The following is a 23,067-nucleotide window of genomic DNA, read 5'->3' as shown; positions in this document are numbered from 1 at the left end:
CATTTACTGTGAACGGCTGCTGCCACCATTTATTATTTTACAAGGCTGCAAAATGTGTCAATCACATAATCTGCCTGTTCATCCGTCAGGCAGGTATGCAGCGGCAGTGTAATCTCGTTGTGATACATTTCATAGGCATTCGGAAAATCTTCGATATGAAATCCCAGATTTTTATATGCCGTATGCATTGGCAGCGGCTTGAAGTGGACATTGCATGCCACACCGTTTTCCGCCATCCTGGTAATAATATCGTTGCGGTATTCTTCACCTTTTCCTGTAAGGCGCACAAGATAGAGATGTCCGCTTGAAGTTACCGTATCGTCAAAATGGGTAAGTGCCTCTGCCGGAAGCTTTGCAAGCCCTTTATTATACCGCTCTATAATCTCTTTCCTTCTTGCAAGAAGCTTCGGATAGCGCGCAAACTGCACCAGTCCGACAGCCGCCATAATATCCGTCATGTTACATTTATAATACGTTCCTATAATATCATATTCCCATGCACCAAGCTTTGTCTTTGCCAGTGCATCCTTGGACTGTCCGTGCAGGCTTAACAGCATCAATTTGTGATACAGCTCTTCGTTATCCACGCCCGGAATATCGCGCCATACAAGCCCGCCGCCCTCTGCGGTCGTTAAGTTCTTTACGGCATGAAATGAAAAGCTTGTAAAATCCGCACACTCGCCGCTCATTTTTCCGTTTCTTTTCGCACCGAAGCCATGTGCCGAATCTGCCAGAATCAAAATGCGTCCCAGTGCTTCCTGTAACGGCGATGCCGGGTGAAACAGTGCTTTTTTACGCTCTGCAAGCGCGCGGATTCTGTCATAATCCACCATAACACCCGCAATATCTACCGGAATAATGGCTTTTGTCTTTTCCGTCACTGCCTGTTCTAACGCATCATAATCCAAATGGAAACTGCCCGGCGCGCAGTCAACCAGCTTAAGCGTTGCCCCCACATGGCAGACAACGCTTGCTGATGCTGTATAAGTATATGCCGGAACAATGACTTCATCGCCCTCTCCGATTCCAAACAGCCGCAGTGTCATTTCAAGACAGGCGGTTGCCGAATTCATGCACACTGCCTTTTGTGTATGGCAGTATGCCGCAATCTCTTTTTCGAACTGTTTTGTCTTTGGTCCTGTTGTAATCCATCCTGACCGCATCACTTCTGCCACTGCCTGAATTTCTTCTTCTGTAATATCCGGAGGTGAAAACGGTATGTTTAATTTCTTCGTCATAGTTCCTCACAATCTGCCGTCTGACGGCGTGGTATCCGTTTTATACTAGCTTATCCGTACAAAACCGGTTTATTCATTAATTTATCCTGTATTCTTCTATGCAAAACGGCGGCTACTGCGTATCACTGCCTTCCTCCATATCCGGGAACGCATACGTTAAGTTTCCTGCTGCATTGGCAATGGCAACCGTATAGCTGACCGTCTTATATCCGCTCTTGGATAACGTAATCGTCTTACTTCCATAGGATTTATGGAATGAGCATGGCACAAGTCCGATGTAAACACTGTCTACATACAGTGCCGCCCCTTCCGGCGCCGTAATATTTACGGTATAGCCCGAAGTTAAATCCGCTGCTGTCGTTGCTTTATTCGCTGCCGTTGTCGCCGTCTTGGTTGAACCTGCGGCTGTCGTCGTTGCCGATGATGCCGTCATGTCAATCACAACCGTCTGATACGCCTGGCTGACTGCAACCGTTTCAACATACTGCTCGTAGCCGTTTGCGGACAATACCACGCGGTGTTTTCCGTAGGCTAAGGAAACAGGCTGTGAATAATCCGTTTCTACGCCGTCAATCGTCATCACCGCATTTGCCGGTGTAATCGAGAAGTTCACAGCCCCCCGCTGGGTCGCTTTTGTTGTAAATTCACTAAAATCCACTGTCACGGAAGCATCTCTTGCCACTGTCACGGTCTTTGTTCCCGTCAGGCTTCCCTTTTGCAGCTCAACTGTATAAGTTCCTTCCTGTGTTGTTGTAAGCATTCCGCTTGTCACTTCAAATAACTGCTTTGTTCCGATACTTGCATAGCCGCCGATAAATGCATCTACACCCTGAAAGGTAATGTATCCGTGCCCCTTATCAACTGTAATTGAATAAACGGTATCTCCCACACCGCGCAGTGTCACTTCGTCCTGTGCAACAATCTGTGCAATATTAATCTTATTGGCATTTGACAGCACTGCCGCATAGGAAGCGTAAACATAAGAGCTGCCTGCCTGCTTCACTCTCCTTGCACTTTCATCAAACTCAACACCGGTCAGGCTGTTCTTTTCCCATGCATCTGATGAGCCGTGAATCTCAGTCGCTTTTCCGCTCTTATTGCAGGTCACATCATAAATCTGACCCAGCTGCGTCCCTGTTGCCGCAATAATTTTTCCGTATTTGTCCTGAATATCCGTACCACCCGTATACGCTACTTCATATTCTGTTCCTGTGTCTATATCCACAAAGTGCATAATCAGATCGTCTGTATTGACGTACGTAAGCACTCCTGTTAAATCAATCTGGTTGGCTTTCTTCGTTTCCATTTCCGTTACTGCCTTTGTCGGTGCCGGCAGAATAGAACTGCCCGGAATCAGTGTCTTATTGCTGCTCTGCTTTCCGCAGCCGGACAATAAAAGCGCCGGAAGCAGGAAAACCGCAAATATTTTTTTTATCGTTTTTTTATTATTCATAAATATCTGTACCCCAATATTCTTTTCGACTGTCATGGGCAATTCTATCACAAGCGGACGGTATATGCAATTATTGCCATCATTTTTTCATATTTTTACAAAAGCGTTTCTAAAAATTTTTGTCTTTTTTCATTCTGCTGCACGACTTTTTCCAGTTTTTCTTTGGTTTTTGGCGGAATCCATGCCTTATTGGAATTAAAATAGTAATTCATGACTTTCCAGAATTTTTCCGGAAATGCAAACAGTGCCGCAAGCAGCGCCCGCTCGGTATCGCTGACCGGCTTGATTTTATCGTATTCTTCCATCATCTTATAGGCTGTCTGGATATCCCAGTCGTATTTTTCAAGAATTTTACGCATGAACTGATACAAATCACTAATCTGACATTCATTTTTATACTTATCAAAATTAGTAACCGCAGTATTTCCGTTAGTAAATATAATATTGTGATAATTATAGCTGCCATGACATAGCTCACCTGTTTTTTTCGCATAAGAAAGACGCTCCTGAAATTGTGGTCCTGCAAGCAGCTGTACTGCTTTTTCCGCCTCCGAAAAAAAGCTTCCTATATTCTTATATGCAAGCTGCTCAAATTCGGACTTCTTTTTTTTATTTTTCAGGTAATTTCCCGTGAGTTTCAGCTCTTTCATATGGCGTGTATACATCAGGCGCAGCTGGGTTTCTCCTCCCGCTTCAATGCCTGACAAAGCTTTGGCTTTCACATCCTTTTCATTTTGTTCTTCTGTGGTACCGGAAAACTCTCCTGCAACCTCTAAAAGCACAAGGTGCAGCTGTGCCAATGTCTGCACCGCCCTGCACAAATCCTTTAAATCCCGCACATTACACTCTTTTCCTTCATACCAGTCTTTGACATAAAACCGTCTGCCGTCTTCATCCGGTGTCAGAATCTCCCCACTGCTGTTTTGCACATAGGTATCCACCCACAAAAATCCGCTGTCCGCAACACGTCTTGTAATGTCGTTTTCACGCTCATAATATTTATCACTTTTTACACATTCCAGAAATAATTTCACACCGCGGTCCGTATTTAAAATCATACCGCCGCGCCCCCGCAGTACGCGGTTCACTTCAAAATCATACTGTTTCAACACCTCTAGCGATTTCTCATTCATACCATTCCCCACATTCCTGAGCGACCTTGTCGCGAAGATGCGATGAGAAATTCGCGCAGGCGATTTCTCATCTGCAATCATGGCTATTTGTTTTCGCTCAGAAACAAATAGCCGTTTAAAGAAGCTCTGATTTAAGGCTTCTTCAAACTCCGTAGGCATTTTAATGCCGGAGGAACCGCGAGCCATATCTTATTTGGCTCTGCGATAATAACACTTTGCGGCGCCTGCGGCACAAAGTGTCGTGCGAAAATCTTTGATTTATGGATTTTCGCACTTCCCAACTTATCATATGAGGGGTAATGGTAAAAAATGAACACATTTTTAGAGGTCTAAATGTTCTATCATGGCAACCAGCGTTTCCTTCTCATTGAGCTTTGGATTTTCAAGCACAATATGGAGCAGGTCTTTTAACGTCTTTCCAATCTGCGTTCCGGTAAGTCCGTATTCCATAAGGTCATTTCCCGTAATATCCAGGTCTTTGATAGAAATGCAGTCGCCGCGCTTTATAATGTCTTCATACATCCGCTCTACGGTTTCCAGATGCCTGCGCTTTGTTGTCATGCCAATGCCGACCAGCTCCTCTGTCGTATCTAACAGCGCATGTTGATGTGCAAAAATGAGCGGCATCATCTCTTTTCCATATGTATAAGTTGCCTCACGCACCGCCGGTTCATTTTCCTCTATAGACTTCTGTGTATACAACAGAAGCTTTGATACCGTATTGACCGTGTAATTATCCAGTTTCAGCCGCTTTAATGCCTCTTTTGCCGTATCCGGTCCGGCATGGTAAAACAGCGCCGCATAGCGCAGTACCGACGTATTTTTAGCATGTGTAAGAAGCTTTAACGTCGGATTTTTAAATTTTCCGGACAAAATAACATCCGCCTGCGGCAATACATCACAAAACAGTCCTGTTTCCTGATAAAACCGCACGTAATCCGGGTGTGCGGACAAAAGAGTCTTTACCAGTTCCACCTGTATCCGCTCCATGCTGACTTTTTCAAGTGTCGGTGCCAGTTCTTCTACAGCACGGTATGTTTCTTCTTCAATTTCAAAACCAAGCTGTGCCGAAAAACGGATTGCGCGCATCATGCGCAGTGCATCTTCGCCAAAACGCTCTTTGGGATTGCCGACACAACGGATAACTTTCCTCTGCATATCCTCTATGCCTTCAAATACATCTACCAGCCCCTGCTGTTCATTATATGCCATGGCATTAATCGTAAAATCCCTGCGCTTTAAATCTTCAACCAGATTTGAAGAAAATTCCACGGATTCCGGGTGTCTGCCATCTAAATAAGCGCCGTCAATCCGGTAGGTTGTCACTTCAAATCCCTCTTTTCCCATCATGACCGTTACCGTGCCGTGTTCAATACCCGTATCTATCGTCCTTGGAAAAATTGCCTTGACTTCCTGCGGCTTTGCCGATGTGGTAATGTCCCAGTCATCCGGCGTTCTGCCAAGCAGACTGTCCCTTACACAGCCGCCAACCGCATATGCCTCAAATCCGTGTTTCTGAATCTGTTCTATTATCTGCCGCACTTTTTCCGGCAGTTCCAGCCTGATTTCATTTTTTTCCTGTTGTTCCATTCCTGCTCCCATTTCAATTCCACTTTTCATTTTTGTTTCTGTCTGTCACCGTAATTTTTGAAAATAAATAAAATTATCCGCCTTATACAAGCCATTATGCTGCGTTGCGCCCATAATCACCCGTACAAGACGGATTTATTTAACGTATTTCAACTCTTAGTATGCTTTACCCCAGTAAACCATTTTCTTTGCAGGTCTGCCACAGCATACACATACATCGGAAAGGTGTTCCTGTTCAAATGGCATACATCTTGAAGTTGCCGTTGTTTCTTCTTTAATTTTATCTTCACATGCCTGGTCACCACACCACATTGCCTTTACAAAGCCCGGCTTATTGGCAACAACATCTTTAAATTCGTCGTAATTTGTCGCAACATAGGTATGTGCTTCACGATGTGTTCTTGCACGCTCTAACATTTCAGTCTGCATCTTGTCTAAAATGTTCTTGATTTCTTCTGCAAGTGATTCAATTGCAACCGTTGTCTTTTCTCTGGTATCACGTCTTACGATAATTGCCTGTCCGGCTTCAATATCACGCGGTCCCATTTCAACTCTGACCGGAATACCTCTCATTTCCTGTTCTGAGAACTTCCAGCCCGGCTTCTTGTCGGTGTCGTCTACTTTGACACGCAGACCCGCCTTTACAAGGGCTTCCTTCACTTCATATGCCTTATTAAGCACGCCGTCCTTATTCTGCATAATCGGAATCACGTCAACCTGTACCGGCGCAATCTTTGGCGGAAGCACCAGTCCCGAATCATCGCCGTGTACCATAATCAGCGCACCGATTAATCGTGTTGTCATACCCCATGAAGTCTGATGTACATACTTTAACTTATTGTCTTTGTCTGTATACTGTATACCAAATGCCTTGGCAAATCCGTCACCGAAGTTATGGCTTGTACCGGACTGTAATGCCTTACCGTCATGCATTAATGCTTCAATTGTATACGTTGCTTCTGCACCCGCAAATTTTTCTTTATCCGTCTTACGTCCCTTTACAACCGGAATAGCAAGCACCTGTTCACAGAAATCCGCATAAACATTTAACATCTGCTGTGTTCTTGCCTCAGCTTCTTCTGCTGTCGCATGTGCCGTGTGGCCTTCCTGCCATAAGAATTCCCTTGAACGAAGGAACGGTCTTGTTTCCTTTTCCCATCTTACAACAGAACACCACTGGTTGTATACCTTTGGCAAATCTCTGTAAGACTGGATTTCATCTTTATAAAAATCGCAAAACAGTGTTTCGGAAGTCGGTCTGACACACAGTCTTTCCTGAAGCGGATTTAAGCCGCCGTATGTTACCCATGCAACTTCCGGTGCAAAGCCTTCTACATGGTCTTTTTCACGCTCTAACAGGCTTTCCGGAATGAACATCGGCATATATACATTTTCAACGCCTGTTTCCTTAAATCTTCTGTCCAGTTCCTTCTGGATATTTTCCCAGATTGCATAACCTGCCGGTTTAAAAATCATGCAGCCCTTGACACTGGAATATCCCATCAGTTCTGCTTTTTTTACAACATCTGTATACCACTGGGCAAAGTCCACATCCATGGATGTAATTGCCTCAACTAACTTCTTCTCTTCAGCCATGATTCTCCTCCATTTTCCTCGCAATCGCTAGATAGCTTCAAGTGTACCACGTTCCCCCCGCATTTTCAAGAACACTTGCAAAATATCTTATGAGTGCTTTCATCATACAGTATGACAACGGTCCTAAAATAAATCCCAAAATTCCATACACCATAATGCCCGTAAATATGACCATCAGCATTGTAAAAGGTGCAATGCCCAGCCGGTCGCCCATACATTTTGACTCCATGATTTCGCGGACAAAATACGTCATCACATACACGGACAGCAGTACCGCACCGGCATAGTAATTGCGAAACAGCAGTAAAATAACCGCCCACGGAATCAGTACCGTCCCCGTGCCAAAAAACGGCAGTGCATCCACCAGTCCGATTAAAATGCCAATCACAACCGCATACGGATTGTGAATAAGCAGCAATCCCGCAATACAGATTCCGGCATTAATAAGCATAATGATAAGTTCTATTTTAAAATAAACCTGTATCAGTTTTTTGAGTTCCAGTGTCAGCGCACAGACTTCCTCCCTGAAAATGCTGTTTTCCCGCCATTTTCTTACCTTTTCAAGCACACCGGATAAATACACTACGGAAATCAGGCACACAATGACTGCACCTGCAATAACCGCCGTGTTTACAAGAATCGGAAAGGAAATCCGCAGCACACTGCTAACAACTTCTTCCGGCTGTCCGTTTCGGAAAATGCGCCGGATTCTGTCTGCACAGCTGCATACAAATTCCAGGCTGCATCCGTCCGAAAGCCCTAACATTCCATCAACATCCAGACAAATCCCCGCGGTTTTCTGCCGTACCATAATAAATAAATATTCAAAATTAGCAATAAAACTCTTAATTTCTGCCACACCCAGCCATGTAATATAAAAAACCGCCGCCGCAATGATAATGGTCAGCCCTGTTACAATCAAAGTCGATGCCAGCGCCTTTTTCCCTCTGAACACCTTTGCCAGCGCATTGACCGGTTTTTCAATCACCAGTGCAATACCATAAGCAATAATAAACGGAGATGCCAGTACAAAAAGATACCGCACCGCCAGATATACCAAAAAAACAATGACACCGCTTCCCAAAAGCAATACCATCCGCCGCCTAAACGTCCATACTGATTCTTTATTATTCATACTCCCTCGATTCTGAGCAGCTTTGCTGCGAAGTGGCGATGAGAAATTCGCGCAGGCGATTTCTCATCTGCCATCAAGGTTGTTTGTTTTCATCTGAAAATAAACAACCGTATGAAAAATAATCGCATCAGCATTATTTTTCATACTCCCTCGATTCTTGGCAGGCATTTTTATGCCGCTTTTATGAGAACAGTATTTCCGTTTTTTTTAGAATTTAAACCTGCCACGGCAGTGCAAGTTCATAAGTCTTTTTGTCTACGGTCAGTGCATACGCACACAACGCAATTTCATACTGCTGTATCAGCGGTTTTCCGCTTTTTTGTAAAGCCATCCGGTAGTCTGCTTCTGTCTGGTCGCCGTACCGGGTATCTCCCAGTAACGGCAGTCCGCGGGAAGCAAACTGCACCCGTATCTGGTGATGTCTTCCGGTAATCAGATGAATTTTTACAAGTGTAACCGGCATCTGTTCATGCGCTTGTACATACACGGTTTTTAGTACTTCATATTCTAACTCTGCCCGCTTTGCTTCTTTGCTTTCCTTTGAAACAACTTTGGACAGATTCGCTTTCGCATCTTTTTGCAGATAATCCACAAACGTTCCCTTTGACTGCTCCGGTTTTCCACAAATCAACGCATAATACTGTTTATTCAGTGTATTTTGCTGCATTTCCTTTGACAGCCGCGCCGCCGCCTGCTTTGTCTTTGCAAACAGCACCAGCCCGCCAACCGGTCTGTCCAGCCGGTTAATAACTGCCGCATATGCTGTTTCTTTTTTGCTCCTTCTGTAGGTCAGCACTTCACTGACAAGGTCTGTATCAAAGGAACGCGCCGACTGGGTCAATACCCCTGCCGGTTTTTCTACAATTAATTTTTCCGTATCTTCATAGATAATTTTCACGTTTTTTCCTTCCATTCTGCTTTTTATCACCATCTGTTCCTGTATTTCCGGCTGTAATTTCCTTCTTGACGAACATTCACCAATCCCCTACAATTATACTCATACTCTTACTAAAAAAATAAAGGGGCCTTCACATGAATAATTACAATAACAATCCACTTCCACCCAGCCAATCCTGCCCTTCTTCGGAATGGTAAGCATACTTTTTCTTTAATCAGACAGGGAGTTATTCAGGAATTGCTGAACCGCTCCCTGTTTTTATGATTTTCTACTTTAATAATTCTGCAATTTCATTCACCTTATCTGTTGAAATCTGAAGCTCGTCTGCCACTTCTACAATTTCTTTTCCTGCCCGTAACTGCCGGATGATTTCCTTGGTCTTTGCCGTTTCTTCCCGCGCTTCCTCAAGCTGTTCTTTGGTCTGATCCAGTTCGTCCGCAAATTCCGCACGAATCCGCGCAATAATCTTGTCGCTTTCCAGCTCTAATACATCATTTACCATCGAATTTACGCCTCCGTTTATCATCTCATAATAGTGGGCATATAGATGGTCATACAATTTCAGTGTCAGTTCTTTTAACGACACCGCATCAGATGCCTCTATATTTCCTGATTCACAATTGTCCTCTATGGGCTTTAGTATATCATTAAGAATTAATTTTTTCAATCTGTCAAGATTCTGCGGATGTGCAAATTGACACTTTCCCGCTAATATAGTATCATACGATTCATCATTTACCGATATAAAATATTTATAAAACAACTACAGGAATATGGAGAATAGTGTGAAAAATCACACTGATGTGCTGATTTTTCACACAGCGATTTGTTTCTGAGCAAAAACAAATTGCTATGATGGCAGATGAGAAATCGCCTGCGCGAATTTCTCATCGCCGCTTCGCAACAAGTTGCTCAGAAATGAGGATTATTATGCAGATAAAACATTTTGATACGTTACCGGAAGACGCCGTTTTTATCCGAAAAGAAGTTTTTGTAAAAGAACAGGGCTTTAAAAATGAATTTGACGAAAAGGATAACGAGGCGCATTTTCTTGTCGGATACGAAAATGGCAGTCCTGTTGCAACATGCAGAATTTTTTATGATCCGGCAAAAAGTATCTATATCTTTGGAAGAATTGCTGTTTTAAAGCCTTACCGCGGCACGAGACTGGGGTCTTTACTTTTAACCGAAGCACAGTCTTATGTAACTGCAAAAAATGCCGCAAAAATCGGCATTTCTGCACAGGTGCGCGCCGCAGGCTTTTATGAAACGCTGGGCTTTGTCCGTCAGGGTGAAGAATACCTTGAGGAAAACTGCCCGCATATTTATATGGAAAAAACGCTGTAATTTTTACACTATCTTTATACCAATATGATGCACTGCAGCTTCCATTACCGGAATAAATGTCCGAATCCTCGCCGGACAACGCATAGACTTTGATGCACATGGAAGCTGCCACTGTGTCAGATTGGAAATCTGCTCACTAATACAATCTGCAATTATTGCCGCATACAGATATGACCCCAGGCGATTCTGATGTGTCTTATCTACTGTAAAATTTCCATTTTCCCAATATATATCATAATCCTCCACCCATTTCTCTGGTCTGCCATACCGTGCTTCTCCAATTGTTACGCCCTCTTTATCTTTAATGCTTTGAAGACTTTTTGCCGTCGTTTCTCCAAGCCGCTCCAGCAATTCCAAACTTCTTTGAAACAAATCCAGTACAACAACATTTTCCTGTCTTCCAAGCTGCCTGATTGCCCTCACATAAGGAAATGCACCAAATGCATCCTCTCCACCATGCTGTCCTGCAACTGCCGCAATTTTTCCATTTTTATAATACTGACGCGGCGGTGGTGTTACTAATACCGGAACTGCTCCGCGCGCTCTTATTTTATCAATATAAAATTTCAAATATCCTTTATATGTTGCACCACAATCATACGACCAATATTTTTCACCATACTGCGCAATCAGTTCCCGGTACTTTCTTTCATAAACAGCTATTTCCTGCTCTGCCATTCCGTTTTTTCTCAGCAATGTAACATATTCCGGCGGAATTTCTCCGGTTGACACCTTCATCTGTTCATCAGGCACGACTGTCGGATAGATTCCATGACCGTCCGGTATTCCAAGTGGCGTCAGCCTGTCTACATAGGTGCCGTATCCTTTGCTCTCATCATCATTATGACAAAACTGCATTAGAACATAATCTCCGGGGCAAATCCTGTCATATGCCGGTCCCATGCCATATGGAAATTTATCCTTTGAAAATATTCCATAATTAATAAATCTGCCCTCGTTCAGAAAACTCCGGCTGCTTCTGCCACCTTCTGCATAAACAAACACCGGTACTTCATTTTTAAAAAAACTGTTTAAATGGTCACCCCATCCGCCGATAAAATTATTCTCGTCACTGCCATATGCCGTTACGATTGAATCGCCCAATACATGAATCCGCACACTAATCTCCTCCATTCCGCAGCCGATTTCTCATCTGCCAGTATTACTATTTGTTTTTGCTCAAAAACAATATAGCCAACAGCAAGCTTCACTATGCACATTATACCACATTGATATTTTTTTACCAATGTTTTACTATACTGTACATTTTCATGCACCGCTGATTGCCAGCGCACCCCATAAAAAAATTACAGCCCGTAAAGAGCTGTAACTTCCATCATTTTGCAAAATATTCACCAAACTGCTGATAAATCGTGTCAATGTTTTCCGAATAGCGGTCCATGTGCTGTCTTGCCACCTGCCCGGCAAGCACCGCATCTTTTTTTTCTATAGCTTCGACAAGATTTTTATGGTCGGACAAAATATTATCGGTTGGACGGCATTGCAGGCTCAGTACGGTCGTTCTGTCAAAATGCGGTGAAATACTTTCCACCAGTTCATGCCAGTAAGTTCTGCCGCACATCTCATACACCATGGCATGAAACGATTTATCCAGCTGTAAAATTTTCTCGTAATCGCCCCGCTGCATATACATTTCCCAGACCGCAACATTTTCCCAGAGCCGGTCAATATCTTTTTTTGTCAGCATAGAGCATGCCATCACCGCAAGCTCCGCTTCCAGAACGCTTCTTAAATGGCGCACTTCCTCTACCAGTTCCTTATCAATAAACGATACAAATGTGCCAATCTTCGGACGGACAACGATTAATTTCCGCTGTGCCAGTTCCAGTTCCGCCTCCCGAAACGGTGTGCGGCTGACCCCGAAGCGCTCACACAATGCCGGTTCACATAACTTTTCTCCCGGCTTTAACTTTATATTTACAATGTCATGAATCAGCTCCTGTACCACATAGTCTTTCGCTGACCCCTGTCGCCTGCTGTCCAACTGCACACCCCATTTCCCGCTGATTTGCTGTCATTTACGCAAGTACCCGATCCAGTACCTTAAAGTAATCTTCAAAGGTCTTTCGGCAGCACTCACAATTATCAATCACAATTCCTTCCGCACGAATACCGAGCAGTGCAAATGCCATTGCCATACGGTGGTCATCATATGTACTGACAATTCCAGGCTTTACCGTTCCCGGATAAATTAAAATTGCAGATTCTTCTTCTTTTACTTCAATGCCAAGCCGTGTAAGCTCCGTTACAATGGCATGGATTCTGTCAGACTCCTGTAAACGGATATGTCCGATGTTGCGGATATACGTCGGTGTCTGGGCAAACGGTGCCAGCGCCGCCAGTGTCATGGTCTGGTCTGAAAAATCATTCATATCAATGTCCACTCCACTGTATACACCGTCTTTTGGTCCTGTCACACAGATGCCTTCTCGTTCTTCCGTAACGGCACATCCCATCTGTTTTAAAACGTCAATAAATTTCATATCACCCTGCATGGAGGTTGAATGCACATTTTTTACAATAACGTGTCCGCCTGTCAGCGCCGCTGCTGCATAAAAATAGCATGCCGCCGATACGTCCGGCTCAATCTGATATGTTCCCGGCATATACCGCTCTGCCGGTGCAATCGCATATAAACTGCCTTCATGAACTACGTTACAGCCAAACTGGTGCATCATCTTCGTTGTAATGCGGATATACGAGCCGTCTGTTTTTCTACTGGTAATGTGAATCTTTAAACCATTTTCAAGCATCGGCGCAACCATAAGCAATGCACTTAAAAACTGTGTACTTTCGCTGATATCTACCTGTACCTTATCGGCAGGCTTTTTTCCGCCAAATGCCGCACCCTTAACCTGTACCGGAAGATGTCCCGGTTTTTCTAAAAATGTAAATTCCGCCCCCATCGAGGTCAGCGCCTCAAACAGCGGCAGCATCGGACGTTTTTTCATCTGTTCTGATGCCTGAATGGTATATGCCCCATCGGAAAGTGCCAACATTGCCGTTAAAAATCTTGCTGCCGTACCCGCACTTCCTACATCAATCGCTGCTTCCTTCTTCGGAATCTGTCTGCCTTTTCCGTGAATCAGCACATACTTATCCACCTCATTGACTTCAATGACATATCCAAGGGCAATTAAACTTGTCAAAAAATGTCTTGAATCATCGCTGAATAACACGCTATGAAGCGTACACTCCCCATCTGAAAGCGCCGCCATTAACAGTGCCCTGTTTGTGATACTCTTAGACCCCGGTACTTCAACCGTACAGTTCAGCGGGTGATGAACTGTTTTTACCTTATACTGTGACATTTTCTTCTCCTGCTTTTATCTATATTCGCCTATCTCGGCTGTTTTCCTTCATTTCGATCCTGCATTGTGCAGTATGGTCTGTGATGTCCCACATACTTATATGCCGGACGGATAATCTTTCCTGCATTAACAAGTTCTTCCAGGCGGTGTGCACACCATCCTGAAATTCTTGCAATCGCAAAAATCGGAGTAAATAATTCTTCCGGGATTCCCAGCATACTGTATACAAATCCGCTGTAGAAATCGACATTTGCACAAACCGGCTTAAACAGCTTTCTCTTGTGCATAATCAGTTCCCCGGCTTCCTTTTCTACCAGTTCATACAGTGCAAATTCTCTCTGCATGCCCTTTTCCTCTGACAGGCGCTTTGCAAATCTCTTTAAAATCACTTCACGCGGGTCAGAATTGGTATAAACGGCATGTCCCATACCGTAAATCAGTCCTGCCTTGTCAAAGGCTTCCTTATCAAGAATTTTGTTAAGATATGCACAGACTTCCTCTCTGTCTTCCCAATCCTTGCAGTTTGCTTCGATGTCTGCAAACATTTTCTGTACCTTTAAGTTGGCACCGCCGTGCTTTGGTCCTTTTAAAGATGCAATTGATGCAGAAATCGCAGAATACGTATCCGTACCGGAAGATGTAACAACGTGTGTTGTAAATGTAGAGTTGTTACCGCCGCCGTGCTCTGCATGAAGTACCAGACAGATGTCGAGTACCTTGGCTTCAAGTTCGCTGAACTGTCCGTCATCTCTTAACATATATAAAATATTTTCCGCTGTGGAATAGCCCTTTTTCGGATTCTTAATCATCAGTGTGCCGTCCAGCTTGTAATGTCTGTATGCCTGATATGCATAAACCGCAAGCAGCGGCATTTTTGCAATCAGCTGTAAAGACTGGCGCAGGACATTCGGCACGGAAATATCGTCCGGATTTTCATCGTAAGAATACAGGCTTAAAATACTTTTCATCAGGGAATTCATCAGATTCGCACTGGTTGCCTTCATGATAACATCACGGATAAACGCACCGGAAAGTTCCTGTAAATCCGTAAGGATTCTAAGAAAGCTTTCAAACTGCTTATCATCCGGCAGCGAACCGAATAACAGCAGATACGTCACTTCCTCAAAACGGAAACGGTCTCTGGATGAACCCTTGATAATATCTTCCACATTGTATCCCTGAAAATATAATTCACCGTCCACCGGAATCTTTCGTCCGTTCACACTATGACATCCGCAGACGTCGGAAATCTCTGTCAGACCGGTAAGCACACCGTTACCGTTACTGTCACGCAGACCTCTCTTAACGTCGTATTCAATATACAAATTGGAATCAATTGAACCGGAGCGGGTACATTCAGATACCAACTGTTCAAACTCACTCTTTTCTACGGTTGTCAATTCCATCATCTGCTGATTATTCATATTGCTTCCTCCTTTTTCCCCGTTGTCTTTTCTCATTTTCAAAAAAGTCTTCAATGTATTATGCAACATTTACTTTTCTTTGTCAATTCGCTACAGCATTAAAGCGCATGAAATACCGCACGTTTCCGGACAACATCTGCACCGAAAAAGTTCAGATATGTATTCATCGTTATTTCCTGCACTTTTGTATCTTCACAATGCGCTCCCGCATACATAATGCGGTATTCATTGTCATAAAAATTGCATGTCACACCGCTTAACTGCATGCCGTTTTTCTGATAAAATGCAATGCGGCGGTGCATCAGTACCTTTTTATCTTCCCTCGTTTCATAATCCGGGTTTTCCACTTCCAGAATCAGCTGTTTTTGCTGTTCTATGCACATTGCCTGTAATTTCTTTAAAAACAGCGAACCGTAACCGGCACTCCGCAGCCCCCGGACAATCGCAAAATAGTCCAGCAGTGCAGCCGGCTGTGTGCTGTTTTTGATAAAATACGCATAACCCTTTAACGTATCCTTCTCAAACAGCCCGTATGCCTCATACTGTCCCTTTTTTCTGCCCTCTAACATATGTGCCAGCGGCTTTACCTCCCCCGCCGGAAAATCCTCAACCAGATGACTTTGATAAATTTCTGTCATTTCCTGTTCGGTCAGTTCACGCATATATACCTTTTCTGTCATATTTCCTCTCATTCCGCAGGCATTCTAATGCCGGAGGAATCGCGAGCCAAAGTTACATTTGGCTCTGCGATAAAAGCTATTTTGTGACGCCTGCGGCACAAAATGCTGTGTGAAAAATAAGCGCATCAGCGTTATTTTTCATACTCATCTCCATTTTCCTCTTTTTTCAGTCCCGCAACCGCCGTCAGCAGTTCCTTAAAATTAATGTCCGTTCCTTCCACAAAACTGTTCTTGTCTAAAATCAGGCACTCCTCCAGCCCCATGTATACAAAAAAGCTGTCTAAATCTTCTACCCATTTTAACATGCGTTCCCATTCAAAAAATTCATTGTCGCCTTCCTCATCAGTCATGCGGATTCCTTCACTGTCTGCCTCGTAAGTAAACGTAATTCCTATCATATTGCCGTAAATGCGGTAATACTTTTTATAATTGCTTTTATCCATGCCGTACATGCCGATATACAAAAAGACCGCTCCCACAATGCCGTATAACACCATCATGACCGGCTGGCGCTCACTGCTTCCAAGCATTTCAAATATGAGATAGCGCACAAACATCATGCCGAATAACAGTCCGAAAAAATTGTACATCAGCTTAAACTTTTTATAGCGGTCATTGTCGAAATTTGCCGCGCGCATGACTGCCTGAATATGCTCCTTTTTCATTTTTGTCTGATTCTTTATTACCATATACTTATACCCCTTTATCCGACGTCCGGACATTTTCTTTTCCCTTATGAAAAACAAATATGTTCTTATTGTAAATCAGAATTGAAAAAGTTACAATAAGAATCAGGAGATTAGTATGAAATGGAGATAATGTGAAAAATGACGCTGATGCGCTTATTTTTCATACGGATATTTGTTTTTGAGCAAAAACAAATATCCCTAATGGCAGATGAGAAATCGCCTGCGCGAATTTCTCATCGCCACTTCGCAACAAGTTGCTCAGGAATGGGGATAGTATGAATAACCGATTAAAACAACAGCTGGATTTTGCGCTGGAAATTGACAAAGAAAAAAATATTTTCCGACAGACACACCTGTCGGGGCACGGAAGAAATGAAAATGATGCCGAACACGCATGGCATATGGCTATCATGGCATATCTGCTGCAGGAATATTCCAATGAGCCTGTAGACATTGCAAAAGTTATGCTGATGTGCCTGATTCACGATATTGTGGAAATTGATGCAGGCGATACGTATGCGTATGATGCCGAGGGCTTAAAAACGCAGAAAGCAAGGGAAGATGCCGCAAAGGAACGCATTTTCTCCCTGCTTCCGGACGAACAAAAAGAAGAATTGACTGCGCTGTTTGACGAATTTGAAGCGTATGAAACACCGGAATCCAAATTTGCACATTCCATGGATAATTTACAGCCGTTACTTTTAAATAACAGCAACGGCGGCGGAGACTGGCGTGAACACGGTGTTACCGCAGAACAGGTTTACGGACGTCAGTCCAAAACCCGCCTCGGCTCAGAACAGTTATTTGAGGTCGTTGACCGTATCATTCGTGAAAACATCGAAAAAGGGAACATATCAAATTAGAAAGAAGGGATTTTATGCCTACAGCATGTATCACCGGTGCCAGCTCCGGCATCGGAAAAGAATTTGCAGCGCAGCTTGCCGCACGCGGCTACAACTTGATTTTAGTGGCACGTAACACCAAAGCGTTAGAAGAACTTGCCGCAGAACTTGCCTGCAAATGCCGCATCATTTCCTGCGACTTATCCAAAGAAGCACAGTGTATGCAGCTTGCAGAAGAATTAAAACCGCTTGATATCCAAATTCTGATTAACAACGCAGGATTTGGCGACTTAGACCGCTTCGCGCAGTCGGATTTATCAAAATCACTGGACATGATTAATGTGAACATCAAAGCACTGCACATTTTAACGCGCAAACTGCTGCCGGAATTGATGAAAAAAGACCGCGGCTACATTTTAAATGTTGCTTCCAGTGCCGGACTGCTGCCCGGCGGACCGTATATGTCTACTTATTACGCAACCAAGGCCTACGTCACCAGCCTGACCAATGCCATTTATCAGGAATTACAGGAAGTACACAGCAATGTCCATATCAGTATGCTCTGTCCTGGTCCTGTCAATACAAATTTTAACGAAACGGCAAATGTCACTTTCGCCCTTCCGGGCATTTCCGCAAAACGCTGTGTTTCTTACTGCTTAAAGGAAATGTCAAAAGGTACGCTTACGATTGTACCATCACCACTTATGCGTGCCGCCGTATGGGGCAGCCGCTTTACACCGAAAAAGATTTTACTTTCCATTCTTTCTAAACAGCAAAAAAAGAAAGGCTACTAACTGCAAAGGGCAGATGAGAAATCCGCACGGACGTTTTCTCATCTGCCCTTTATGTCTGTTTATGCCGGTTGGCGCCTTAGGCTTCTCCGCGAAGCTGTTCTGCCATTTCACTGATTTTACGCAGGCGGTGATTCACACCGGATTTGCCAACTGTCGGATTTAAGCGTTCCCCGATGTCCTTTAAATTCATATCGGGATTTTCAAGGCGCACATAGGCGACCTGGCGCAGTCCGTCCGACAGGCTCTCTAATCCGACCGTATCCCGCAGATATTCAATGTCGCGGATCTGTTTGACCGCCGCCTCAATCGTCTTATTTAAATTGGCAGTTTCACAGTTGACCTTGCGGTTTACATCATTTCGCATCCCCTTTAAAATCATAATATTATACAGATTCATTTGGGACACCACCGCACCCATGAGATTGAGTACATCTGTAATGTTATTTCCTTCTTTTAAATATACAATGTAATTGCGCTTGCGCTGAATCACCTTGGCATCCAGCTCAAAATACAGCAGTAATTCCTGTAGCTGCACCGCATCTTCTTCGTATTCGCAGACAATTTCATAATGATAAAATTTGTTAGGGTCGCTGATTGAACCCGCCGCAAGATACGCCCCGCGGATAAATGCTTTTTTACAGCACTCCTTCTGCACCAGAATCGGATGCACAAAAACCGGCTCAATCTGCGTAAACTGCTCATCACACCACTTTAATGTCATCAGAATCTTTGTAACATAAACCGGCTCTTTAATATACACATGAATCAGACTGTTTTTCTTTCCCTCATGTTCAATCACAAAATCGTGTTCTTCCATTTCAAAAATGCTTTCTGCCAGCAGGATGAATTTCTGCAAAACGACTTCATTTTCCGTCATGACCTCAATCTGCATTTCCTCACCGCTGTCACTGCGCATTTTACCACAAAATGCCATAATGGCGGCAAATTCCGCAATCTGGCAGTGCCTTGCCGTATCCAGCCTTTTTCCTAATTCTTCTTTCACCTCAGATGAAAACGACATGTTTCCTGTCCTCACTTTTTACGTTTCGTATCTTTATCTATATCCCGGTGTTCGACCTTACAGCCGTATTCCGTGTGTTTTAACCTGTCCGCAAGGGCATTTGCAAGTGTCACGGAGCGGTGTTTTCCACCGGTACAGCCTATCGCAATAACTAAGCTGTTTTTCCCCTCCTGCACATAGTTGGGCAGTAAAAATGCCACTAAGTCCGTAATTTTGTCCAAAAAATCCCTTGCCGCCTTAAATCCCATGACATAATCCTGAATCGCCTTATCATTTCCCGTCAGCGGCTTTAATTCACTGACGTAGTAGGGATTTGGCAGAAAACGGACATCAAAAACAAGGTCGGCATCCGACGGAATCCCGTATTTAAATCCAAAGGATAACACGGTTACAAACAGGTTGTTGTAATGCTCTCCCTGAATAAAAATCTTTTCAAGCTCCTGCTTAAATTCCCTTGTCAGAAGCTGGCTGGTATCAATAATGTAATCCGCGCGCTTCTTTAAAAACTCCAGCTTTTTGCGCTCTCTTGCAATGCCTTTATCAACACGGTCATCTTTTGCAAGCGGATGCGTTCTGCGCGTTTCTTTATAGCGTTTGACAAGCACCTCATCGCTTGAGTCCAGATACAGGATTTTATACCGGTAGTGCCTGCGGGAAAGCTCATCTAAAACCTCATCGAATTCCCCGAGTGCGTTGCCGCTGCGGATATCAATTCCCAGCGCAATGTCTGAATATCCTTCTTCCTGACCTGCCGCCAGCTCCGCAAATTTTACGACTAAGGAAATCGGCATATTATCAACGCAATAATAGCCTTCGTCTTCCAATACATTGAGTGCCGTTGATTTGCCCGCACCCGACATTCCTGTAACAATAACCATTTTCATAACGATGAGCCGTCCTTTCACTGAAAGCCTATCCTAACTGCTTTATCTCTAATTCCAGTTTTACACCGTATTTTTCAAATACTTTATCGCGCACGGCATCAGTCAGTGCAATGACATCTGCAGCCGTTGCATTGCCGGTATTAATCACAAATCCGGCATGTTTTTCGGAAACCTGTGCGCCGCCGACAGAAAATCCTTTTAATCCGGCATCGGAAATTAACTTGCCTGCAAAATATCCTTCCGGTCGTTTAAACGTACTTCCGGCGCTCGGATATTCCAGCGGCTGTTTTAATCTGCGCTGTGCGGAAAGCTCTGCCATTTTTGCAAGCACTTCTTCTTTCGATGATACGTGCAGCGCCAGATCGGCTTCCAGTACAATATAATTTTTCTCTGCCGCAATGCTTTTGCGGTATCCGAACTGCATCTGCTGATTCGTAAATTCAAACAGGCTGCCGTCCATATCCATAAGGGTTGCACGCACTAAAATGTCTTTGATTTCTCCGCCGTAAGCCCCGGCATTCATATAAACCGCACCGCCGAGTGTTCCCGGAATTCCCGAAGCAAATTCAAATCCCGAAAGGCTGTATTCCGCAAATTCTTTACCCAGTCTGCCAAGCAGGGAACCCGCCTTTGCACGCACCATGACAATCTGATTCTTGTCAACCGCCGTGCCTGACTGTGCCACACTGCCGGGCGTTTCGTGCAGAAATTCATAACCGCTGAAACGCTCCCCCAGCTGCAATACAACACCGCGCACACCCTCATCACGCACTAAAAGATTGCTTCCGTTTCCGACAATATAAAATGGAATCTGCTCTTTTTTTAAATAGCGCATGGCTTCCTGAAGCTGCGATATTGTCTGTACTTTAACAAAGAAATCTGCCGCTCCCCCGATACGAAATGTCGTATGTCTGCTCATCGGTTCATCTTTGAGTACATTTTCTTTTCCAAATATTTCTGCCAGCCTATCCATTTCTTTATTCCGCTCCATTCTTTATATTGTCTGCCGCCAGCTTTGCCGCGCCATACATGCCTGCATCGTTACCAAGCTGTGCCGTTACAATCTTCGTACCGCGGCTTGGGTGAAATGCATGCTTTTGATAATATTTCCCCATTAAATCCGTAAAATATTTACCTGCCTTGGATACCCCGCCGCCGATTAAAAAGCACTCCGGATCTACAACTGCCGCCACGCACGCAAGCCCCCTGCCTAAATATTCACAGACCGTTTCTGCCGTCTGCACAGCAAGCGCATCTCCCGCCTGTGCCGCATCAAATACATCCTTTGCCGTAAGATTGTCTATATTTCTAAGAACCGATTCTGTTTCTGCTGCTGCCAGAATCCGCTTTGCAACACGTACAATGCCTGTCGCGGAAGCTACCTGCTCCAGACAGCCTTTTTTCCCACAGTTGCAGGCTTCCTGTTCGCCTTCCACAATCGGCAGATGCCCGATTTCCGCCGCCGCACCATGTACACCGGCAACCGGCTTTCCGTCTATAATTAGCCCGCCGCCGACACCGGTTCCTACCGTTACCAGCATAACGCTCTGATAGCCTTTCGCACTGCCCTTCCAGAATTCACCGAGTGCCGCCATGTTGGCATCATTTCCCACTTTTACAAAGACCGGCAGAAATGTCTGCATTTCTTTTGCAACATCTTTGATATCCCAGCCTAAATTAACACATTTATTAACAATGCCGTCCGGTGTCACCGCACCCGGCACACCGATACCGACACCCGCCACATCTGAAACTGTCAGGCACCTTTTTCCCAATATATTCCGTATATGTGCTGCCACATCAGACAGAATCCGGCTTCCGTTATCCTGCTTATCCGTTGGAATTTCTGACTTTTCAAGCAGTTCCCCATTCAGTGTAAATAATCCACATTTTACAGTTGTACCGCCGATATCAATGCCAAAAAGAACTTTATTCATCATCATCATCTCCCCGCATGAGATTTTCCTGTACTCTGCGGTATAATTCCTTCGCCGCATTATAACCCATTTTTTTCTGTCTGTGGTTGACCGCAGCCGCTTCTACAATAACCGCAAGATTTCGTCCCGGACGTACCGGCAGTGCGTGGCATACCACTTTATTGCCAAGGTATTCTGTATATTCTTCCTCCAGACCCAGTCTGTCGTATTCCCTGTCTTTATTCCAGTCTTCTAACTGCATAACCATATCAATCTGCTGGGTTTCTTTAACGCTTTCTACACCAAACAGGGTCTTAACATCAATAATGCCGATACCACGCAGTTCAATAAAATACTTTGTGACACCCGGCGCAGAACCGACCAGCGTTTCGTTGCTGACTTTGCGGATTTCTACTGCATCATCGGTTACAAGACGGTGTCCTCTTTTAATGAGTTCCAATGCCGCTTCACTCTTACCGATACCACTTTCACCGGTAATTAACACACCGACACCATATACATCAACCAACACCCCGTGAATAACAATACACGGTGCAAGCTGTACCTTTAACCAGCCAATAACCTCTGCCATAAAGGAAGATGTCGCTTCCTGTGATTTAAAAATCGGTATCTGGCATTTCACCGCAAGCTCTAAAATTTTCGGTTCCGGCTCTAATCCGCGGCAGAATACCAGACACGGAATATTGCTTGAAAGCAGCTGCATATACCGCTCATACCGCTCTGTTTCCGAAAGGCTTTTTAAATATGAATATTCTACATTTCCGATAATCTGTAACCGGTCATTATCAAACTGGTTATAAAACCCGGTCAACTGCAATGCCGGTCTGTTGACCTCCGGAATATGAAGCCATGTTCCTGAAATATCAATCTGTGGTGTCATGTTCTCAAGCTGCATCTTCTCAACGACTTTAGACAGCTTCACTCTTTCGCTTCCATTCATACTACTCCTCTTTCCGCAGGCATTTTTAATGCCGGAGGAATCGCGGACTGATTATTCAGTCCTGCGATATAAACAGAATTCGTGACGCCTGCGGCACAAATTCTGTTGTGTGAAAAAACTTTGATTTAAGGATT

Annotated in this window: 22 protein-coding genes; 3 read left to right on the top strand and 19 right to left on the bottom strand. The window is 44.2% G+C overall.

The genetic code is table 11. From position 1 onward, the window contains the following. Positions 1–32 precede the first annotated feature (32 nt). From LI288_RS06510 to LI288_RS06475, 8 genes are all read right to left on the bottom strand, one after another. Positions 33–1,238 (bottom strand): DegT/DnrJ/EryC1/StrS family aminotransferase, encoded by a 1,206-nt coding sequence (locus tag LI288_RS06510; protein WP_227089843.1) that lies wholly within the window; start codon positions 1,236–1,238, stop codon positions 33–35. 112 nt (positions 1,239–1,350) lie between these two features. Continuing rightward, positions 1,351–2,691: a PEGA domain-containing protein gene (locus LI288_RS06505; RefSeq protein ID WP_227089842.1), complete on the bottom strand. Its 1,341-nt coding sequence runs from the start codon at positions 2,689–2,691 to the stop codon at positions 1,351–1,353. A 95-nt stretch (positions 2,692–2,786) separates the two neighbouring features. Further along, positions 2,787–3,824, bottom strand: coding sequence for a hypothetical protein (locus LI288_RS06500; protein WP_227089841.1), 1,038 nt, complete (start codon positions 3,822–3,824; stop codon positions 2,787–2,789). Between the two features lie 321 nt (positions 3,825–4,145). Then, positions 4,146–5,390 (bottom strand): CCA tRNA nucleotidyltransferase, encoded by a 1,245-nt coding sequence (locus tag LI288_RS06495; protein WP_436970287.1) that lies wholly within the window; start codon positions 5,388–5,390, stop codon positions 4,146–4,148. 180 nt (positions 5,391–5,570) lie between these two features. Next, on the bottom strand, positions 5,571–7,010 hold the full coding sequence (proS, locus tag LI288_RS06490) for a proline--tRNA ligase (RefSeq protein ID WP_022433151.1): 1,440 nt from the start codon (positions 7,008–7,010) through the stop codon (positions 5,571–5,573). Between the two features lie 37 nt (positions 7,011–7,047). Next, positions 7,048–8,145, bottom strand: coding sequence for an AI-2E family transporter (locus tag LI288_RS06485; RefSeq protein WP_227089839.1), 1,098 nt, complete (start codon positions 8,143–8,145; stop codon positions 7,048–7,050). Positions 8,146–8,359: 214 nt separating this feature from the next. Then, entirely contained in the window at positions 8,360–9,043 is a 684-nt protein-coding gene (locus LI288_RS06480) for an RluA family pseudouridine synthase (RefSeq protein WP_227089838.1), read from the bottom strand. Between the two features lie 268 nt (positions 9,044–9,311). Further along, positions 9,312–9,710: a hypothetical protein gene (locus LI288_RS06475; protein WP_227089837.1), complete on the bottom strand. Its 399-nt coding sequence runs from the start codon at positions 9,708–9,710 to the stop codon at positions 9,312–9,314. Positions 9,711–9,973: 263 nt separating this feature from the next. Between LI288_RS06475 and LI288_RS06470 the strand changes: the two genes are divergently transcribed. Further along, on the top strand, positions 9,974–10,390 hold the full coding sequence (locus LI288_RS06470) for a GNAT family N-acetyltransferase (RefSeq protein ID WP_227089836.1): 417 nt from the start codon (positions 9,974–9,976) through the stop codon (positions 10,388–10,390). A gap of 3 nt (positions 10,391–10,393) precedes the next feature. On the opposite strand, the gene LI288_RS06465 is transcribed toward LI288_RS06470, so the two are convergent. From LI288_RS06465 to LI288_RS06440, 6 genes are all read right to left on the bottom strand, one after another. After that, positions 10,394–11,524 carry a hypothetical protein gene (locus LI288_RS06465; protein ID WP_227089835.1) on the bottom strand — a complete coding sequence of 377 codons (1,131 nt, stop codon included), beginning with the start codon at positions 11,522–11,524 and terminating at the stop codon, positions 10,394–10,396. Positions 11,525–11,726: 202 nt separating this feature from the next. Further along, the gene (locus LI288_RS06460; RefSeq protein ID WP_227089834.1) at positions 11,727–12,395 is read right to left on the bottom strand and encodes a GntR family transcriptional regulator; all 669 of its coding nucleotides are present in this window, start codon (positions 12,393–12,395) and stop codon (positions 11,727–11,729) included. A gap of 34 nt (positions 12,396–12,429) precedes the next feature. Beyond that, positions 12,430–13,722: a 3-phosphoshikimate 1-carboxyvinyltransferase gene (gene aroA, locus LI288_RS06455; RefSeq protein ID WP_227089833.1), complete on the bottom strand. Its 1,293-nt coding sequence runs from the start codon at positions 13,720–13,722 to the stop codon at positions 12,430–12,432. A gap of 29 nt (positions 13,723–13,751) precedes the next feature. Then, entirely contained in the window at positions 13,752–15,146 is a 1,395-nt protein-coding gene (locus tag LI288_RS06450; protein ID WP_022433161.1) for a citrate/2-methylcitrate synthase, read from the bottom strand. Between the two features lie 98 nt (positions 15,147–15,244). Next, positions 15,245–15,826: a hypothetical protein gene (locus tag LI288_RS06445; RefSeq protein ID WP_227089832.1), complete on the bottom strand. Its 582-nt coding sequence runs from the start codon at positions 15,824–15,826 to the stop codon at positions 15,245–15,247. 131 nt (positions 15,827–15,957) lie between these two features. Continuing rightward, positions 15,958–16,515 carry a YcxB family protein gene (locus LI288_RS06440; protein ID WP_227089831.1) on the bottom strand — a complete coding sequence of 186 codons (558 nt, stop codon included), beginning with the start codon at positions 16,513–16,515 and terminating at the stop codon, positions 15,958–15,960. A 275-nt stretch (positions 16,516–16,790) separates the two neighbouring features. Between LI288_RS06440 and LI288_RS06435 the strand changes: the two genes are divergently transcribed. Then, positions 16,791–17,378 carry an HD domain-containing protein gene (locus tag LI288_RS06435; protein WP_022433164.1) on the top strand — a complete coding sequence of 196 codons (588 nt, stop codon included), beginning with the start codon at positions 16,791–16,793 and terminating at the stop codon, positions 17,376–17,378. A gap of 14 nt (positions 17,379–17,392) precedes the next feature. Beyond that, complete coding sequence (locus LI288_RS06430; RefSeq protein WP_022433165.1) at positions 17,393–18,151, top strand: SDR family NAD(P)-dependent oxidoreductase; 759 nt, start codon at positions 17,393–17,395, stop codon at positions 18,149–18,151. A 76-nt stretch (positions 18,152–18,227) separates the two neighbouring features. Here the strand turns inward: LI288_RS06430 and whiA are convergent, their stop codons facing one another. From whiA to hprK, 5 genes are read right to left on the bottom strand one after another with little or no spacing between them, the layout of a single operon-like run. After that, the gene (gene whiA / locus LI288_RS06425) at positions 18,228–19,172 is read right to left on the bottom strand and encodes a DNA-binding protein WhiA (protein ID WP_022433166.1); all 945 of its coding nucleotides are present in this window, start codon (positions 19,170–19,172) and stop codon (positions 18,228–18,230) included. 11 nt (positions 19,173–19,183) lie between these two features. Further along, positions 19,184–20,056 (bottom strand): RNase adapter RapZ, encoded by an 873-nt coding sequence (gene rapZ, locus LI288_RS06420; protein ID WP_022433167.1) that lies wholly within the window; start codon positions 20,054–20,056, stop codon positions 19,184–19,186. Positions 20,057–20,084: 28 nt separating this feature from the next. After that, positions 20,085–21,029 (bottom strand): UDP-N-acetylmuramate dehydrogenase, encoded by a 945-nt coding sequence (gene murB / locus LI288_RS06415; protein ID WP_022433168.1) that lies wholly within the window; start codon positions 21,027–21,029, stop codon positions 20,085–20,087. Positions 21,030–21,033: 4 nt separating this feature from the next. Then, positions 21,034–21,996: an ROK family glucokinase gene (locus LI288_RS06410; RefSeq protein ID WP_320055225.1), complete on the bottom strand. Its 963-nt coding sequence runs from the start codon at positions 21,994–21,996 to the stop codon at positions 21,034–21,036. Continuing rightward, positions 21,986–22,933: an HPr(Ser) kinase/phosphatase gene (gene hprK, locus LI288_RS06405; protein ID WP_227089830.1), complete on the bottom strand. Its 948-nt coding sequence runs from the start codon at positions 22,931–22,933 to the stop codon at positions 21,986–21,988. Before hprK ends, LI288_RS06410 begins: the two co-directional genes overlap by 11 nt. Positions 22,934–23,067: the final 134 nt, after the last annotated feature.

The organism is Lachnospira pectinoschiza (assembly GCF_020564355.1).
Taxonomy (GTDB): Bacteria; Bacillota; Clostridia; order Lachnospirales; family Lachnospiraceae; genus Lachnospira; species Lachnospira intestinalis.
This window is presented reverse-complemented; position numbering and strand designations above follow the sequence as displayed.